This is a genomic window from Corynebacterium sp. CCUG 69979 (assembly GCF_024454095.1).
Lineage (GTDB): Bacteria > Actinomycetota > Actinomycetes > Mycobacteriales > Mycobacteriaceae > Corynebacterium > Corynebacterium genitalium.
This window is the reverse complement of record NZ_JAGPZA010000014.1, coordinates 35787-53567: the sequence shown is the minus strand read 5'-3', so window position 1 is coordinate 53567 and position 17781 is coordinate 35787. Positions and strand designations below refer to the sequence as shown.

General features: G+C 63.7%; 16 protein-coding genes and 2 tRNA genes. 8 read left to right on the top strand and 10 right to left on the bottom strand.

From position 1 onward, the window contains the following. Positions 1 to 4: 4 nt before the first annotated feature. The 3 genes from KBX18_RS08755 to KBX18_RS08745 are packed head-to-tail and all read right to left on the bottom strand — an operon-like array spanning position 5 to position 2906. On the bottom strand, positions 5 to 1159 hold the full coding sequence (locus KBX18_RS08755; RefSeq protein WP_255995682.1) for a glycosyltransferase family 2 protein: 1155 nt from the start codon (positions 1157 to 1159) through the stop codon (positions 5 to 7). Then, a complete protein-coding gene (locus KBX18_RS08750) occupies positions 1156 to 2061 on the bottom strand; it encodes a glycosyltransferase family 1 protein (RefSeq protein ID WP_255995681.1) in 906 nt (301 codons plus the stop codon). The genes KBX18_RS08755 and KBX18_RS08750 overlap by 4 nt, the downstream gene beginning before the upstream one ends. Then, positions 2061 to 2906 (bottom strand): WcbI family polysaccharide biosynthesis putative acetyltransferase, encoded by an 846-nt coding sequence (locus KBX18_RS08745; RefSeq protein WP_255995680.1) that lies wholly within the window; start codon positions 2904 to 2906, stop codon positions 2061 to 2063. Before KBX18_RS08745 ends, KBX18_RS08750 begins: the two co-directional genes overlap by 1 nt. Positions 2907 to 2984: 78 nt before the next feature. Between KBX18_RS08745 and KBX18_RS08740 the strand changes: the two genes are divergently transcribed. The 4 genes from KBX18_RS08740 to KBX18_RS08725 are packed head-to-tail and all read left to right on the top strand — an operon-like array spanning position 2985 to position 6785. Continuing rightward, positions 2985 to 3944, top strand: coding sequence for a glycosyltransferase family 4 protein (locus KBX18_RS08740; RefSeq protein ID WP_255995679.1), 960 nt, complete (start codon positions 2985 to 2987; stop codon positions 3942 to 3944). Beyond that, positions 3941 to 5056 (top strand): glycosyltransferase, encoded by a 1116-nt coding sequence (locus tag KBX18_RS08735; RefSeq protein WP_255995678.1) that lies wholly within the window; start codon positions 3941 to 3943, stop codon positions 5054 to 5056. Before KBX18_RS08740 ends, KBX18_RS08735 begins: the two co-directional genes overlap by 4 nt. Further along, positions 5053 to 6015, top strand: coding sequence for a glycosyltransferase (locus tag KBX18_RS08730; protein ID WP_255995677.1), 963 nt, complete (start codon positions 5053 to 5055; stop codon positions 6013 to 6015). The genes KBX18_RS08735 and KBX18_RS08730 overlap by 4 nt, the downstream gene beginning before the upstream one ends. Then, positions 6012 to 6785: a glycosyltransferase family 2 protein gene (locus KBX18_RS08725; RefSeq protein ID WP_255995676.1), complete on the top strand. Its 774-nt coding sequence runs from the start codon at positions 6012 to 6014 to the stop codon at positions 6783 to 6785. Before KBX18_RS08730 ends, KBX18_RS08725 begins: the two co-directional genes overlap by 4 nt. Positions 6786 to 6796: 11 nt before the next feature. Here the strand turns inward: KBX18_RS08725 and KBX18_RS08720 are convergent, their stop codons facing one another. From KBX18_RS08720 to KBX18_RS08690, 7 genes are all read right to left on the bottom strand, one after another. After that, positions 6797 to 8065 carry a Dyp-type peroxidase gene (locus KBX18_RS08720; protein WP_255995674.1) on the bottom strand — a complete coding sequence of 423 codons (1269 nt, stop codon included), beginning with the start codon at positions 8063 to 8065 and terminating at the stop codon, positions 6797 to 6799. A 2-nt stretch (positions 8066 to 8067) separates the two neighbouring features. Further along, complete coding sequence (gene efeO, locus KBX18_RS08715) at positions 8068 to 9333, bottom strand: iron uptake system protein EfeO (RefSeq protein WP_255995673.1); 1266 nt, start codon at positions 9331 to 9333, stop codon at positions 8068 to 8070. Next, entirely contained in the window at positions 9330 to 10271 is a 942-nt protein-coding gene (efeU, locus tag KBX18_RS08710; RefSeq protein ID WP_255995698.1) for an iron uptake transporter permease EfeU, read from the bottom strand. Before efeU ends, efeO begins: the two co-directional genes overlap by 4 nt. A 176-nt stretch (positions 10272 to 10447) precedes the next feature. After that, on the bottom strand, positions 10448 to 11665 hold the full coding sequence (locus KBX18_RS08705; RefSeq protein WP_255995672.1) for a peptidase M75 family protein: 1218 nt from the start codon (positions 11663 to 11665) through the stop codon (positions 10448 to 10450). Between the two features lie 47 nt (positions 11666 to 11712). Further along, on the bottom strand, positions 11713 to 12489 hold the full coding sequence (locus KBX18_RS08700; protein WP_255995671.1) for an enoyl-CoA hydratase-related protein: 777 nt from the start codon (positions 12487 to 12489) through the stop codon (positions 11713 to 11715). Between the two features lies 1 nt (position 12490). After that, positions 12491 to 13471, bottom strand: coding sequence for a nitronate monooxygenase family protein (locus tag KBX18_RS08695; RefSeq protein ID WP_255995670.1), 981 nt, complete (start codon positions 13469 to 13471; stop codon positions 12491 to 12493). A 139-nt stretch (positions 13472 to 13610) separates the two neighbouring features. After that, positions 13611 to 14408 (bottom strand): DUF1542 domain-containing protein, encoded by a 798-nt coding sequence (locus tag KBX18_RS08690; protein ID WP_255995669.1) that lies wholly within the window; start codon positions 14406 to 14408, stop codon positions 13611 to 13613. A 93-nt stretch (positions 14409 to 14501) separates the two neighbouring features. Between KBX18_RS08690 and KBX18_RS08685 the strand changes: the two genes are divergently transcribed. From KBX18_RS08685 to tig, 4 genes are all read left to right on the top strand, one after another. Then, positions 14502 to 14576, top strand: a tRNA-Gly gene (locus KBX18_RS08685). 155 nt (positions 14577 to 14731) lie between these two features. Continuing rightward, positions 14732 to 15934 (top strand): hypothetical protein, encoded by a 1203-nt coding sequence (locus KBX18_RS08680; protein ID WP_255995668.1) that lies wholly within the window; start codon positions 14732 to 14734, stop codon positions 15932 to 15934. A gap of 135 nt (positions 15935 to 16069) precedes the next feature. Continuing rightward, positions 16070 to 16143, top strand: a tRNA-Pro gene (locus tag KBX18_RS08675). Positions 16144 to 16210: 67 nt separating this feature from the next. After that, complete coding sequence (gene tig, locus KBX18_RS08670) at positions 16211 to 17635, top strand: trigger factor (RefSeq protein ID WP_255995667.1); 1425 nt, start codon at positions 16211 to 16213, stop codon at positions 17633 to 17635. Positions 17636 to 17781 lie beyond the last annotated feature (146 nt).

Below are 17781 nucleotides of genomic sequence, written 5' to 3'. Positions count from 1 at the left end.
TTTTCTACCAGCCGGCGAAGTATCGCTCGAGGCGAACGGGACCATCGACCCACTCAATTCCCACGGGACGCTCGATGGAGCGAGGTTCGCTGCCCAACGCACGGGCCCGCGCAGTACGCACGCATATCGACGGCACCCCCGCCACATCAACCCTCCACCCCGTGCCGACAAGCGTGTCCTGGGTAGCCCGGTGGAACGCTGCGAGATCGGTCAAAGCCCACGGGCCGGCAAGATCGACGCTGATGCGGTGCTGATCCGCAGGGTTCTCCGGGCCCGTCGGCGCGGTCCTCACGCGGGGCTCGTGGCGGAATAGGTCCGGTACGTCAAGGGCGGGGTCGCAGTACACGATTGCGTCCGCGCGCAGCCATGACGCGATGACCTGCTCGAGAACGCCAGGGGAGCGCTCGGACATGGAACTCACGCGGACACCGATGTCAGCCAGCTCGAAGTGCACCCCGTCCGGCCGGGCGAGCGGGTGCGTGATGCGGTGCGCTAGCGCCACCGATTCGATGTTCTTAACGCGGGCTTCCTCGTCGGGGTTGTTGTAGCGCCCACCGAAATCTTCCTCGTCGTGGACCGCGACAGCATCTGGCTCGTGGACGAAGGTCGCGCCGTCGTTCCAGGCGCGGAAGCCGAACTCCCAGTCCTCGCCGCCGTAGCCGACGAAGGTCCCGTCGAAGCCGCCGATGGCGTCGAAGAACCGGCGCGAACAGGTCAGGACGGAGGAGATGATGAAGCGCCAGGAGGTGTCGTCGGCACGCGAGAGGTTGTCGGTGTCGCGCCAGGCGTCGCGCAGCCATGCGGGTTCCTCGCGCGCGGCGCCCGTGAGTCGCTTGCCGACGACCACCGCCCGCCAATCCTCCTCCACATGCCGGCACGCAGCAGCGAGATAACCGGGCTCGGGCACAGTGTCGGCGTCGAGGAAGGCGAGCACGTCGCCCGTCGCGGTACTCGCCCCGAGGTTGCGTGCCGCGGCAGCGCGGAAACCGAGATCCTTCTGCGTCACCACCGTCGCGCCGGGCATGTCGGGCACGACCGCGGAGCCGTCATCGGCGACGATGATCTCGACCTCGCCGACGCCTTCCTGCGCGCGCACGGCCGCAATCACCTTCGCGAGGCTGTCAGGGTCGTTGTAGTGGGGAATAATGACACTGATCATGCCCACACCTCACGCCATTGCGCGACCACGTCATCCCACCCGTAGTTCGGTGCCTGCATCTGCGGTGCAGGATCCACTGTGTAGGAGTCGATTGCAGAGCGCCACGAGCTAGGCTGCACGCGGGTAATTCGACCGGGCAGCCACTCGTCGATCTCGCGGGTGTAGGCGGAATCGCTAGCCAAAACGCGGCGGCCGGCGCCGAGCCACGTCATCAGCGACCCGGAGGCGGAGAAGTGCCGGTGCGCGCAGACGGGAATCTGGATGCGGCCCATTTCGGCGGCCAGGTCAGCGTCGGAAAGCCAACCCGTGATCTCCGCATGGGCCTCAAGCCCACGCGCCCACTCCTCGTGGCCGGGGGAGACGGAGCCCAGGAAACGCAGACGGTAGTCGGTGCCGCGTAGGGCGCGGATAAGCTCTTCGTGCCCTTTGCCTGGGTACAGAAATCCGAGAATTCCCACGGTCCCCGGTTCCGGCTCGAACGCTGAGTCGATCAGCGGGATCGGCAGGCGGATCACACCCACGTCGATACCGGCGTCACGGAAGAATTCAGCCTCGTGCTCCGAGTTCACTACCGCGACATCAGCGTCAGCGGCCAAACGTTGGTAGGCGGCGGCGCGGCGGGCGAAACGGTCAGCGCCTTCTTCGGGCTGGGGGATGTCGTGGAAGCTCACGCTGAGCTGACGCGACCCGACCCGGGCAAGCAGAGCGTCGACAGCTGCAGCGGGGGAGTCGCCGAAGAGGTGGTCGGTGAAGGCGACGTGCACAGAATCGACAGAATCCGGCAGGGCGACCGCGCTGAACTCGGATTCGCGCAGCACAGGGGCATCGGTAGCTGCTGCCAACTCCAGCGCGTACCGGGTCACCCCGTGCGAGTCGGGTCCGACGATGAGGTGCGTGGGCATCAGGGCATCAACTCCAAGTTCGCAATCCGTTCCGCGTGGCGGTCCAGCCCGTGCGCGACCAGTGCGGGCCGCTCGCGGTAGTGCGCTAGTTGCTTGTCGACGATCTCCTCCCACAGAATCTCGCCGTTATCCCTGTGCATCCACGCGTCCCGGCCGCGAACCGATACGCCGAGAGCAGCGCACGCGCCGGGGTCCAGTGGAGCGTCGAGTTCGCCAAGCATTTCGTAATCGGGCATGGTCACGGAACCGGACAAGCCCAACGCCTGCAGGATGCGCGCCGCCACGACCGCCAAGGTCTCGTTGTCGGGGTGGTTGATGATGTGCCACACCGGGATGGTCTCCAGGAAGTCGGAGATCCTCACCGATTTGAAGCGTTCCTCACGCGTGCGGATTTGGTTGACGGACATGGCAAGGGCTCGTCGATAAGCATCAGGCGTGAGCGTGGGCCTGACGGGGGCGTCCAAGTCTTGCGCAGCGGCGCAGAGAATCCGCAGGTCGTGGTAGGGGACCACCGGCGGGTTGAGGGAGGAGTCGGCGGGGTCGCGGATGATCGCCGTGAACGGCATGAGCGCGTCAAAACGAAGCACGGGCACGATCGCGCGGCGCGCACCGGGCGGCAATTGCACGAGCATCTGTGCGGTGCCAACGGGCAAGCCGCGGTAGTCGTCGCGGATCGGCTGGGTGACCAAGACGTCGGTACGGGCGAGCATGTCACCGAACCATCCCATGTCGGCTTCGGCGAGCTCATGCACAGGAGGGATCCGCTGCGACTCGAAGTGCCCGGTGCTGGCCAGGAGTTTACGAAGGGACTCGGCTTGGCAGTTGCCCACGACGGTCAAGAACATGCCCCCGAATATAGTCATGCCAACATTTGCAGAAACGTTTATATTGGTCGGGTGCCCAGATGAGGAAAGGCGGTGGGTGTGAAGGTTCTGTCGATCCCGGCTGAACACGTCTACACGCAGGCGATTCAGCCGGAGGGCGTGCATTTTCTCCCGGACCCGGATATCGACGGCAACTGGTGGCCCCACCCCGCCCTCAAAGCGTCCTACTGGGACGAGCCGCATGATGTCGATCTCGTGCACGTCCACTTTGGTTTCGAGCACTACACCCCGGATGAACTGCGCGAGCTTGTTGCTGCGCTGCCGGTGCCGCTTGTGGTGACCGTCCACGACCTGGACAACCCGCACCTTGAAGACCAGACAGCCCACCACGAGAGCTTGGCCGTGCTCATCGGTGCAGCATCGCAGGTGGTCACGCTCACCAGCGCCGCCGCGGAAGTCATCGCACAGCGTTTTTCGCGTGTCGACGCGCACGTAATCCCGCACCCCCTCATCACCGCTCCGCGCGAACCCGACCCGGCGGCCACTGGGGTAGCGGTGTTCTTGAAATCCCTGCGTGGCAATGTTGTTGCCGACCCGGACTTCTACCGCGAACTGGCGGAGCAGGTGCCGTTGACTGTGTATGCGCACGACGTTGAGGCGACTGAGCCGCTGCGCCGGGGGCTTGCGGATCTCGACGTTGTCGTGCACGAGCCGATGCACGATGCTGTGCTGCACAAGGCCGTTGCCAGCCACGCCGTCTGCGTCCTGCCGTACGTGCGCGGGACCCACTCGGGCTGGCTGGAGATGTGCCGTGACCTGGGGGTGAGTGTGGCTGTGCCGGATTGCGGCTGCTACGCCTCCCAGGCGGATACGCCGGACGCGGTCGCCGAGTACGAAGCGGGCGATGGCGCCGCCGCCGGCCGCGCGGCCGCAGAGCTGCTGGAACGCGGCCAGATTCCCTACCGTGGCGACCGCCGCGCCGAGCTGGAGGGCATCAAGCAGGCCCACGCCGCCGTGTACCGCGCCGCCGTGGGCGGGGCGACGGAGGCCCGGCCGTGACTACTACCTTGCTCAAGGAGTGCATTCCCGCCCGCTGCCAGAACCTCCGCATCGCGTTTGTAGCGCCGGCCCGGTACCCGATCCGCGAGCCGTTCGCCGGCGGGCTCGAGGCGTTCTGCCACACCATGGTCACCGCGCTGCGCAACGAAGGCCACGAGGTTGATTTTTACGCTGCGAAAGGCTCGGACGGCAACGTCAAAAGCCACGAGCTTCCGGGTGTGAACTGGGGGGACTCGGCAGAACTTGCCACCGACACTGGCTATCCGGCAGGCGGGCGCGAGCGGGAGGAACAAGCGTTCCTCGCGCTGCGGGAGCACTTGGTGACGCAATGCTACGACGTCGTGCACAACAACAGCTTGAGTCCCGCCATGTTCCCTTCGCCTGCGTCGCCGGAACCGCTTCCGATGGTGACCACATTGCACACCCCGCAACTGCCGGAGATCTTTGCCGCAGTGGAGGCAGCTGGTGAAGCCGCCGGCCGTTTCGCCGCCGTGAGCGCGACTACCGCCGCGAGCTGGGAGATGCCGCCTGCCGTTCACGGCCCGATCGAGGTCATCCCCAACGGAGTCAACGTGCGTAAGTGGGCGCCGGGTCCAGGCGGCCCCGGTGCGGTGTGGTTCGGCCGCATCGTCCCGGAGAAGGGGCTGCATCTGGCCATGGACGCGTGCCGCCTCCTTGGCCTGCCGCTGACGATCGCTGGCCGCAAGGGCGACCACGACTACTTCCAGGAGCAGATCGCACCGCGTTTGGACGGCCACCTGATCCGGTGGCTGGGGGAGTTGTCGCATGGGGAGTTGCGCAGGCTCGTCGGGAAGCATGCGGTGTGCGTGGTCACCCCGCGCTGGGAGGAGCCGTTCGGGCTGGTCGCATTCGAGGCGATGTCGTGCGGCACGCCCGTCGCCGCCTTCGACCGCGGCGGCATGGGAGAGCTGCTTGCGACAGCGCCGGCCGTTCTCGTACCACCCGACGACGTTGTCGCGCTGGCCGGGGCGATCCACAAAGCCCTCCACGTGGACCGCGCCGCCGCCCGCGCCTGGGTCGTCGAGAACCACAGCCTCGCCCAGACCGCCCGCCGCTACGTGGATCTCTACCGCGAGGTGACGGTCAAATGATCGGACTTTATGCGCACCACCACGGCTCGGGCCACATTCAGCGCTGCCGCGAAATCGCGCGCCACCTCCCCGACGCAGCGATTTTGTCGACGCACCCCAGTGCTGACGTCGTGCTTATCGACGACGCCGGTGCCCCCGCCTCCGACTCGCTCACCGCAGCTGGAACCTTGCACTACGCTCCAACCACGCACGACGGCTACCGCGCCCGGATGCAGCAGATCGCCGCATGGGTGAAAGCCAATAACCCCTCTGTGTTCTATGTCGACTGCTCCGTGGAGGTCGCCGTCTTTGTCCGGCTCCTCGGCGTGCCTGTAGTCACCGTGGCCATGCCGGGTGTGCGCGACGATGCTCCCCACCAGCTCGGCTACGCCCAGGCCGCCGCGATCGTCGCAGCATGGCCGGACTGGGTGCCGGTGCCCGCCCACTTGGAGGCGCATACCGACCGGTTGCACGCCGTGGGCGGAATTTCGCGCTTGGATGGTTCCTCTGACGGCGGGCGTGAGGAGAGGTCGGTGCTCGTCATGTCCGGCACCGGTGGCTCCACTTGGGACCATGACTCGTGGGGCGCTGTCGAGCGCGCCTGCCCGAACTGGGACTTCACCGTCCTCGATGCCGACAACCGCGTCGACGACGATGCTGCGCTGGCCGAGCTGCTGCAGCGCGCCGGGGTCGTCGTGGTCGCCGCCGGGCAGAACTCCGTGGCCGATGTCGCCGCCTGCGGCGCGCCGGCCATCGTCCTGCCGCAACCCCGCCCGTTTGAGGAGCAGGAGGCGACAGCCGCTGTGCTTCGTGATGCCGGCCTCGCCGTGGTCCCCGAATCCTTCCCCGAGCCAGCCATGTGGCCGGCGCTGCTGCACCAAGCGGCTGGAATGGACACGTTCTGGGAAGATCCCCAGCGCGGCTGGCAAACCGCCGGCGCTGCGCGCCGAGCAGCCGATGTCATCCTGGGGGCCTCATGACCGCGATCATCACGTTGGCTAACGCGGCGCGCGCCGATCATGTCGCCCGCCAGGCGTCCCTCATTCCTGATGGCATCGAGCACATTCTCGTCGCGCTAGCTGATGCCGAAGAGGTCGCCGCCCGACTGCCCGATACGCATGTGGTTCCGCTGGAGGAGCCCAACCTCGCCCGCGCCCGCAACACCGGCGCAGCCGAAGCGCTTGCTCGCGGGCACGAGCAGCTCATCTTCCTCGACGCGGACTGCCTGCCGGGCCCCGGGCTGGCGGACCGATATCTCGACGCACTTGACCACGCGCCCGAGGCCGTCCTCGCCGGCCCGGTGACGTACCTGCCGGAGGGAGAGCTACGCACCGACAACCCCCAGCCGCACGAAGCCCGGCCGAACCCGCCGGCCGGCGAACTCGTCCCCGCCGATGACTACAACCTCTTCTGGTCTTTATCCTTCGCGCTGACCGCTTCCACGTGGCGTCGCATCGACGAGCTTTTCGGCGGCTTCGACACCGATTTTTCTGGCTACGGCGGCGAAGACACCGACTTCGCGTGGAACCTGCGCGAACACGGCATTGACTTCATCTGGGTCGGCGGCGCGCACGCCTACCACCAGTGGCACCCCGTTTCCTCGCCGCCGTGGGAGCACCTCGACGACATTCTCCGCAACGCCGCCGTCTTCCATTCCAAGTGGGGCACGTGGCCGATGGAGGGGTGGCTCCGCGCGTTCGAAGACGCGGGAGCGATCGCGCTTATCGACGGCGCGTGGCAGCGTCGATAAGCGTGCCCCCTTTAAGCGAACATCCCTTCGCCGATAAACCCTTCTTCGCCCACGCCCGGTGGAATCAAGTACGTGCCGGTCTTTGTGGTCTTGAGATACTCTAGGAACATCTCGTCGCGGGACATCGACTGGTGCACGGTAGCGAAACGGTCCGGGGTGCGGGTGAACGCGATGAAGAATAGCCCCGCATCCATGCGTCCCTGATCGTTGGAGCCGTCGACGTAGTTGAAGGCGCGGCGCAGCATGCGAATCCCGCCGTTTTGAGCCGGGTGCACATTGAACAGGTGGGAACCGCGGTCGATGACGGGCCGACCACGGTCGTTCACCGCGTCAAAATCCGGCTCGTCGAATTCGTCGGTGCCGGTCAGGGGCGCGCCGACGACTTTGTCGCGGCCGGTGACGCGCTCCTGCTCCTCGAGCTGGAGGGTGTCCCAGACCTCGATGTTCATCGCAATGCGCCGCGCCGTCAGGTACGTCCCGCCAGCCGCCCACGCTTGGGAGGAGTCGTCTGGGACCCACACGTGCTCGTCCAGTTCCGCCGTGTCATCGGAGCGGATATTGGCCGTGCCGTCCTTTTGGCCGAAAAGGTTGCGCGGGGTCTGCTCCTCGGCGCTGGTCACCGAGGCTTTGCCGAAGCCGATCTGGGTCCAACGCAGCGACGCGTCCGGAACGGCGAGACGGGTCAGGTTCCGGATCGCGTGCGTGGCCACTTGCGGGTCGTTCGCGCAGGCTTGGATGCAGATGTCGCCTTCGGACTCCTCGCGGTTGAGGAAGTCGTTGGTCATCGTGGGCATCTCTGTGAACTCGGCGGGCAGCTTGTCCGCCAGGCCGAACTGGTCGCGGAAAAGGCTGCGTCCGAAACCGATCGTGATCGTGAGGGCAGAAGGACCAAGGTCGAAGGCCTCACCGGAGTCATCCGGCGGGAAATTCGCACCACCGCCGAATGCGCCTTTCGACGACACTTCACCACCCAGGGTGAGGCGCCGGGCGGCATCGGTCCACCGTTCCAGCAACCGGATCAGTTTCTTCTGGTCAGCTTTCTCCGACATATCGAACGCCGCGAAATGCAGGTTGTTCTGCATCGGCGTGATGATGCCGGCCTGGTGAGCGCCGGCGAAGTCGACGATGAGCTCTTCGTGGCTCACACCGTCAATGCCGCCGTCGCCGCCACGGCCGCTGTCGTGCAAGTTCTCCCGCGCGCATGCCGCCGCAGCTGCTCCGGCGGCACCCACGCCTCCGAGCGCCAGGAACTTCCGCCGCCCCAGTTCGAACCGGCCCATGACTAGTCCTCTACGCCGCTGTCGATGTTGAGTCCCAGAACAGTTCCGGTGAGCTGAGACAGGGGCTCGCGCAGCGCATCGATCGCGCGGGTGAGCTCAGCTTGCTGGGCTGCGTCTACCTCGTCGTAATCGACGTAACCCTGCTCCAGGGAACCGTACTCATCGAGGAGGTCCTGGACGTCGTTGTAGCGCTCCTCGATGTCGGTGACAAGCGTTTTGCCCTCCTCGCCCCGCTCGGCAGCGATGTCCTTGACCATGTCGAACGCGATGCGGGAGCCTTGAATATTCGCCTGGAAGTCGTAGAGGTCTTTGTGGGACCACCAGTTCTCTTCACCGGTGACCTTCGTGGTGGCCACTTCCTCGAGCAAGCTCATGGCACCGTTGGAGACGGTACCGACGGTGATGTCGTTGCTCTCGATGAAGTCGTCTGCGTTCACGGTCTCGTTGAGTTCCTCGACGTCAGCGGTCAGAGCATCTGCGATGTCGCGGCGTTTCGCCGGGTCGGACGGTTCCCAGTCCTCGCGGGCCGGGGCGCCGTCGGCATTCTTTTCGTCCTCGGCGGGCGGCCAGAGGTCCTTCTCCATGCGGTGGAAACCGAGCCATTCGGTGAACTCCGGGTCCTCTCCGGCTAGGTCGTCGGCTTCGGCCAGGTAGTCCACTTCGCGGTAGTCGATGCGCGGGTCCAGCACGCCGAGGGCTTCGGCGATCGGCTCGATGCGTTCGTAGTGCACACGCGTGGTGGGGTAGAGCTCCTTCGCCCGCTCATCGTCGCCGGACGCGTAAGCTTCTGCGAACTCTTCCACCTTCGGCAGCAGCTCAGCGACTTCGTTCTGGACGAACGCGACGTAGTTGTCGCGCGCCTCGTTGAAACGCTTCTCGTCGGACGCGTCGTATTCGATCGGTTCACCGGTGACTGTGAATTCGGCCTGGCCGACATTCGCACCGCGCAGGCCTGGCTTGCACGCGGTGTGGTAACTTCCGGGTTCAAGCTGGACGATCAGGTCCGCCGTGCCACCGGGGGTGATGTTCTCGCGTTCGGCGATCACGCGCAGTCCGTCTTCGGCGAGCACGTAGAATTCTGTGACGCGTTCTCCCGCGTTGGTGATGGAGAACGTCGTGGTTCCGCTTTCGGTCTCAGCGGCGCTGACTTCGCATGCGTCCTCTTTCGCGGTGACCTGCAGGCCTTCACCGTCAGCAGTGTTTTCCACGCATGCTGCCAATGGCAGGGTCATAGCCAGTGCGGCGACAAGTGCTGGGGAACGCTTCATAGATTTACCTTTCGTGATTCAGCGTCGATACGCTTTTCGCTTTTCGACGCACGGACGTGCCCGACAAAGATCGGCACAATGACTGCCATGTACACGACCCAGGCAATGACCTGGAGCCACGACATCTGCGGCATGAAACCGGTGAACGCTTGCAGGAGCGTCGCGACGATTCCCGACGGGTCAATAGCGCCGGAGACATCGAAAGCCCAGCCGAAGGGGAACGACGCCATCCAGAACGGGTATGTGGTGAAACCGGTGAGAACTTCGCCTGTGCGGGGATGGGTCGGTGCAATAGGCTCTCCGGAGAATGGCCCCGGGAGGAATTGAGCTTCCTGGAGGTCGTGCACCGCGTACGCGAGGATTCCAGCGGCGACGACGATGAGCAAGGCACTTGACCAGCGGAAGAACGTGCCCAAGTCCAAGCTGAGTGCTCCGCGGTAGATCGCCCAACCCAGCAGGATGGCAACAGCGATGCCTGAGAATGCGCCGATGACGGCCGACGGGGTCGTTGTCCACCCCCACAGCAGCAGGGTCAACTCGATTCCCTCTCGTGCGACTGCGACGAACGCAAGCCAGAAGATCGCCTGGCGGCCCCGATTGAGCGCGTCGCCTGTCTTGTCGTCGAGCATGCGGCGCAAACGGCCGCTTTCATTGCTCAAAGAGAGGATCATGCCGGTGATCATGGCCACAGCGACAAGCGACATGATGCCGCCGATCGCTTCCTGGGCGCGAAAGCTCAAACCGTAGCGGCCGAACGTGAAAACAGCACCCAGCGCCAGGCAGATCGCCGCGGCGATGACGACTCCAGCCCAGACGGTGCGCATCGCGCTGCGGCGGTTCGATTCGGTTTGGCGCCGGACAGCGGCAAGCAGCATGCCGACGATGAGCGAGGCTTCAAGCCCTTCGCGCAAACCGACCAGGAACGCGGCAATGAACATGGGCACCGTGACTTTCTAGTGCGTGAACTATGGCAGGGAAGGCTTGCCTAAGACAAGCAAAGCTAACCTTAGTTCCGTTGCACGGAGGGTGGCGATGTTTCCGCGAATTTATTGGCGTTAATGTTTCGAAAATCACATTGCGCAATCGCGCTTATCGACGCCGCGTGGCAGCGCCTCTAATCTGCCAGTTCGCCAAACTGCCCGCGGATAGCCTTGATCTCATCGACCAGCTTCGACCGCCCACCTGGTTCTTCCGCATCCGCTTCTGTTTCCTCCTCAGCGTCGATCAGTGTGAGCAGGTTATCGAACCGTTTGTCGGTGTCGTCGATAAGCTCCTCGCGCTCATCATTTTTCCTGCCCAGGTCTGCGACCGTGTCGAAGACAACGCGCGTACCTTCGGTGTTGGCCTTTAGATCGCTGACATCCGTCTGCGACCACCAGTTCTCTTCGCCGGTGGCTGCGGTCTCGGCCATCCGGTCGAGGACGGTGAGCGCGCCGCTGGCGATCGTGTCGATTGTGATGTCGTCGCTTGCTAGGAAAGAATCTTCGTTGACCGTGCCGTGGAGTTGCTCGACGTCGGCGATGAGAGCGTCGGCAAGCTCGCGGCGCTCCTGCGGTGTCGACGGTTCCCAATTCTCGCTGGCGGGTGTTCCGTCGGAATTCTCGTCGCCCTCCGCCGGCGGCCACAAGTCCTTCTCTAAGCGGTGGAAACCGAGCCATTCAGTGAACGTGGAGTCCGCCTCTATAAGCTCGTCGGCCTGATCGGTGTACTCGACCTCGGTGGCATCGATGCGTGCATCGAGAAGTCCGAACCTCTCGGCAATCGGCTCAATGCGCTTGTAATGGGAGCGCGCCGCGGGGTAGAGCTCTTTGGCGCGCTCGTCGTTGCCGGAAGCGTACGCTTCTGCGAACTCGACGGTCTTGGGGAGCATCTCCGCGGCTTCGTTCTGGACAAACGCGATGTAGTTCTCGCGGGCGTTGCCCTTACGGCGGTTGTTGGCCTCCGCGTACTCGACTTCGTCGCCGGAGACGGTGAACTCAGACTGCGCGAAAAGCAGCCCGTACTCGCCCATTCTGCACGCGGTCAAGTATGAGCCAGGTTGCAGTTCGACGGCTAGCTCGGCCGTTTCTTCGGGCACGACGCCTCCCCGCGTGCCGACGACGCGGAGGCCGTCCTCCGCCAGAACAAAAAAGTCCGTCTCACGACCGCCGTCGTTGGTGACTTCGAACGTCACCTTGCCGCTGTCGGCCTCGTCGTCGCTGACCTCGCAGGTGTCGTCTGCGACGGTGACCTGAACCTCTTCGGTGTCCGCGCTGCTCGCGGAGCCTTCCGAGCACGCGGCCAACGGGAAGGCCAGGGCCAGCACGGACAGGAAAGCTGGGGAACGCTTCATAGCCCCACTTTATCCTGTGGGGCTATGAAGACTTCGGGCTGGCAGATTTAGAACGTGACTTCGCGGCGCTCGAGGAACGCCTTCACGCCTTCCAGGTGCTCCGCACTGTGGGCCAAAGCAGTCTGGGCGCGGGCTTCCTCAGCCAGGCTCTGCGGCAGCTGATCCAGGGAGGCGCGGTTGACGGCGCGCTTCGCGTCCGCCAGAGCCCCGCGCGGGGAGAAACTGAACTCGCGAGCGTACTCGAGAGCGCGGTCGAGAGCGTTGTCCGAGACCTCGGTGAACAGGCCCCACGCCACGGCGTCAGCTGCGGGGATGCGCTCGTGGCGTAGCACCAGCTGCATCGTGCGGTGGCGGCCAATCGACGCAGCTAACGTCGCCACGGCGCCGCCGTCGGGCATGAGCCCGATGCGGCCGAACGGGAGGGTGATGAAGGTCTTCTGGCCAGCAACGATGAGGTCGCACGCGCACGCCAGGGACGCGCCGATGCCGGCGACAGCGCCTTCCGCGGCAGCGACCACCGGGACGGAAGCGCGGGTGATTGCGTTGACCATGTGCTCGATCGCGGTGAAATTGCCCGCGGAGATCTCTTCTTCGCCGCTGAGAAACACGGTCAAGTCCATGCCGGAGCAAAATGCTGCGTCGTCGCCAGTGATGATCACGCAGCGGGTCGCCGGGTTCGCGTCCGCCTCATTCACAGCATCACCGATAGACCAGTAGGAGTCCGGCTCCAACGCGTTACGCTTCTCCGGGTTGGAGATGCGGACGATAGTCACCGCACCGTCTTCGACGGTCTCGGAGGTGATGTTGCCCTTGAACTCGCGCATGCTACTTCGCCACGAATCCGGCCAGGCGGCCCTCGATGATCTCCACGGCATCAGCAACGATGCGGTCCAGCAGCTCCTGGCACGACGGGATGTCGTTGATGATGCCCTGGACCGGACCAGCTGACCAGATGCCGGCGTCCAGGTCGCCGGTCTCGTACACCTGCGCGCCGCGCTTGCCGGCCACGAGGTCGCGGATCTCCGGGAACTGCGCACCCTGGTTGAGTTTTTCGACGACCTCGTCGCTCACCGCGTTCTTCGCCACGCGCGCCGTGTTGTTCAGCGTGCGCAGGATGAGGTTGGTGTCCAGCTCGGAACGGTCGACGATGGCCTGCTTGACGTTCTGGTGCACCGGAGCTTCCTCGGTAGCGACGAAACGGGTGCCCATGTTGATGCCCTCGGCACCCAGAGACAGGGCGGCGGCCAGACCACGGCCGTCAGCGAAACCGCCCGAGGCGACGAAGGGGATCTCCAGCTTGTCAGCGGCAGCCGGAAGCAGAATCAGGCCCGGGATGTCGTCTTCGCCGGGGTGGCCGGCGCATTCAAAGCCGTCGATCGAGAGAATGTCCACACCCTTGTTCTGGGCGGAGATGGCGTGGCGCACGGAAGTGCACTTGTGGATCACGGTCACACCCGCGGCCTTGAGGCCCGGCACCAGCTGAGACGGGTTCGCGCCGGCAGTCTCGACGATCTTGATGCCCTTTTCGATGGCTACGCGGAGGTACTCCTCGTACGGCGGCGGGGTGATCGTCGGCAGGATGGTCAGGTTCACGCCGAAGGGCTTGTCGGTCATCTCGCGGCAGCGGTCGATTTCATTGCCCAAGTCTTCCGGGGTGGGCTGGGTCAAAGAGGTGATGATGCCGAGGCCGCCCGCATTAGAAACAGCAGCCGCCAGCTCGGCTTTGCCGACCCATTGCATGCCGCCCTGGATGATGGGGTGCTCGATGCCGAGCATCTCGTTAATGCGGGTGTTGATCTTGGCCATGTCGGCCCTCCTTGAACTCAGATAGCGTGTCGGTTGAGACCTACATTACACCCGGCGAACGTGTGAGACCTGCATAACGATTTTCGGATCTCCGCCGAAATAGCTGAGAAGGAGCAGCTGGGGCGGGGATGGATAGGGGTTAGAAATCGAAGCCGAAATCGAACCCCCCACCGTCGCCGAAGCCGTCGCCCATACCGCCGAAGCCATCGCCCATGTCACCGGCATCGCCGGCATCCATGTCCCCGCCGTCGCCCATCTCGCCCGCGTCGCCGGTATCGGCCCCGAAGTCGCCCGCAGCGAACTGGTCTGCGCTCGGCGTGCCGACCATGCCGGCAAACATCGCGGAGTAGAACATCATCGAGCTGGCCGCCCACACGCCCGTCATCATGGCCGGACCCCACCAGGCAGCGGAGTACCAACCTGCCGGAACTGGGCGACCGGCGACAACGCCGCCAGGGTAGTAGTGCGGGGTTTCCGCACTCGCGTACGGCGAGGCGGTCACAGACTGGCCCTCGTGCTCGATGGTGCGGTGCTCGGTGACCTTGCCAGCCTTGCGCTGCGCTTCCAGCTCGGGAAGTTCTGGCCCCGGTGCCAGCCCGAGGATCTCCCGTGCGGCGTTGACATAGTGCATGCCTTCCAGAGCGGACTCGCGGGCCAGCAGGGCCTGCTTGACTGTGGTGGCGCGCTGGAGTGCGGAGTTCGCGGCGTTGTACCGCTCGGAGGCATCCGCCATGGCCTGAGTCGATGCGGCATCCTCACCGGATATTGTGAGCACTTGGTGGCCGAGGCGGTCGACCCACCGTTGCGCGTCTGCTTTTTCGTCGTCAAGCGAAGCGCTGCCCTCGAGCGCACGCTGGCTGTTGTTCTGGGAGTTGTTGATCAGCAGAACCACGCCGCCGATCGCTGCGACTATGAGAAGAACGCTAAAGAGACTCACGCTACCCACAACGGATAAAGGATCACGCTAGTTCCAATTTTGGTCTCGCGCACGACGCTGGGTTAGGATAATCGGCGCGCTAAAGAGCGCAGTGGGAATGTCGTATAGTGGCTAATACCTCAGCCTTCCAAGCTGAAGACGCGGGTTCGATTCCCGTCATTCCCTCCATCGCAGAGCTGGCTCCTGGAATCTAGGAGCCGGCTCTTGTTCTTTCCCGGCAATTTTTTAGCCCCGGGCGCATGCATGTGCAGAGGCGACACCGGGGCGTACGGGAACTAGGGTAGCAAACGAAATCCGTCACCTCCTCTTTGGGGGAACAGGGCGTGGCATGGACGAAATTCGGGTGGGGGACGTTTATGGGTGAGCAGACGGCCACGTTGAGTGGCGAAGGTTTTTTCTTCGACAATTTGGTCAGCACCCCTCGAATGCAGCCTTATCTGGATGAAGCTCGAGGGGATCAGAAAGCGGCGCGGGCACTCTATCTTTGGGCCGAAGAATTGGCAGCCGCTGCCTTTGAGCTGTTGGCGCATTTCGAGGTGGGATTCAGGAACGCGATTGATCGCGAACTCGCAACCATCTTCGAAACACCGGGTAAGGTTCCGTGGCTTCTTTCCCGAAGTTCGCTCCTTGGAGATGAGATTCGAGAGGTCGTCGAAGATACACGCGACAGCCTTCCTAGCGAGCACAGAGACCTAAGAGGCCAGATTATTGCCAACCTTCACTTCGGTTTCTGGACCCGTATGCTCGGCACAAAGCACGATGAACTCTGGAGAGAAGGATTATCAAAGGCTTTTCCCAGAGCCGTAAGTAGAAAAGATCTGTCTGCCACGGTGGAAGGCATTCGAAACTTTCGAAACAGAATCGCCCATCACGACTCTGTCTTAGAACTCGACGTCACCTTCGAGGCTGAACGAATTTTTCAGGCGGCGCGTTCGATCGCCCCTCTATTCGAGGAATTTCTCCGCAAAATTGATCGGTTGACACCTCTCGCCCGGAAGCGGCCCACGGAACCCCAGGACACTGTTCTCGTGCCGGGGTTCCAAGAATGGGAGCTGTACACAAAAACGGGGGTTTATCTCTGTCAGCCAGGACGAACCTTCCGCCCAGTCAAATGGATTGCCTTCTATGTCGATAGAACTGTGAAAGAAGAACTTCCCTTCATCAAGGAAAGGCGCGACAACGTGCCGTTCACTACGGATGAGATCAAAAGGCTCAAGGGAGAGAAAACTCCCGAGTCGCGAAAAATTGCCAAGGCGATAGAGCATTTACTCGAACATGGATGGGCTCAGAACTCCAACAGCCCCAAGAAAAGAGAGGTCGGGGGACGCTATCAAGTCTTCGTCTTGACATCGGATGAAGAAGTCCAGCCTCACGGGTTGCACAAACGATTGGCAGTGGAAATCCGGAACTACGAGAGCGGTAAAGGAAGTGCTTGGGTGACCAAGCAGAGATATCTGTATTCAGACCGTTTGATCAATGAAGGCGCAGATTATCTGCAAAGTGAGCGGGACACGACCGCATCATGAGTTGTCGGAGGATTCGTGGGGGCTGAATTTCTTCGCACGGCTTTCCGGCCCCCGATGAATCTGGCCGTATTTAGCCCAACTAGAATCGTCACCCGTGAGCCAGCAGGTTGCGCGCGGCGCAGCCACCGCAGCTTACGGGGCGTGGCGCAGTTTGGTAGCGCACCTGCTTTGGGAGCAGGGGGTCGCAGGTTCAAATCCTGTCGCCCCGACCGGGAAACGCGCGTTTCCCCGAGAACATTTGAACGACAACAACCAATTAGCCAGGAGAGTATTTCCGTGAAGACTTCCGTGGACAAGCTCAGCGACACTCGCGCGAAGCTGACCGTGACCGTTCCGTTTGAGGAGCTCGGCACGGAAATCGACCAGGCGTACAAGGCGATTGCCCAGCAAGTCAACATCCCGGGTTTCCGTCGCGGCAAGGCTCCGCGCCAGCTAATCGACGCCCGATTTGGTCGCGGCCCGATCCTCGAGCAGGTTGTCAACGACATGCTGCCGACCCGCTACGAGCAGGCCGTCACCGAGAACGACCTCAATGTGCTGGGCCAGCCGCAGATCGAGATCACCGAGATCGAGGACAACGACCACGTCGAGTTCACCGCCGAGGTGGACATCCGCCCGGAGATCGAGGTCCCGGACTTCTCCAAGATCTCCGTCACCGTGCCGTCGATCAAGGTCGACGACGAGGCTGTCGAGGAGGAACTGGACAACCTGCGCGCCCGCTTCGGTGAGCTCAAGGACACCAAGCGCAAGCTGAAGAAGGGCGACTTCGCGGTCATCGACCTCGAGGCAACCGTCGACGGCGAGAAGATTGAGGAGGCCTCCACGGAGGGTATTTCCTACGAGATCGGCCGTGATGACCTCATGGAAGGCCTGGACAAGGCCATTAAAGGCCTCAAGACCGGCGAGTCCGCTGAGTTCGAGTCCGAGATCCAGTACGGCGAGCACAAGGGCGAGCAGGCCACCATCACCGTGACCGTTCAGCAGACTAAGGAGCGCACCCTGCCGGAGCTCGACGAAGAGTTCGTGCAGATGGCCTCCGAGTTCGACACCGTCGAGGAGCTGCGCGAGTCCACGAAGACCCAGCTCGAGGAAAACAGCAAGAACCAGCAGGCTGCTGACATCCGCGACGAGGTCCTCAAGGCCGCGCTGGCACAGTCCTCCTTCGAGCTGCCCACCGCAGCTGTCGACGAGCAGGTCCACAACCAGCTCCACCAGATCCTCGGCCAGATGGCCCACGACGAGTCCGCCTTCGCCCAGCTGCTCGAGGCGCAGGGCACGACCCGCGAGGAGTTCGACAAGGAGTCCCGCGAGAACGCCGAGGACTCCATCCGTACCCAGCTTTTCCTCGATGCTGTCGCCGACCAGGAAGAGCCGGAGGTGTCCCAGCAGGAGCTGACCGACCACATCCTGTTCACCGCCCAGTCCTACGGCATGGACCCGAACCAGTTCATCATGCAGCTGCAGCAGTCCGGCCAGGTGGCAAACCTCTACGCCGATGTCCGCCGCGGCAAGGCACTGGCCGCCGCTATCGCGCGCACCACCGTGAAGGACGAGGACGGCAACACCATCGATCCGAACGAGTACTTCGGTGAACTCGACGAGGACGAGGTTGCTGAGGCAGAGGCTGCCGACGCAGCCGTGGTTGAAGCCGCTGAGGCAGACGCTGACGCCGCTGACGCTGATTCGGCAGACGAGAAGTAAATCTTCGTGCACCCCGGCAGGCTGGACATTCTCCCGTCTGCCGGGGTTTGCCGTTAGCCCGCACGCTGACAGCGAACACAGACCGCCCGGCGGGAATCCGCGACTAGGGTGGGGCGTTACTTGAGACGCAACGAAAACTGATTTAG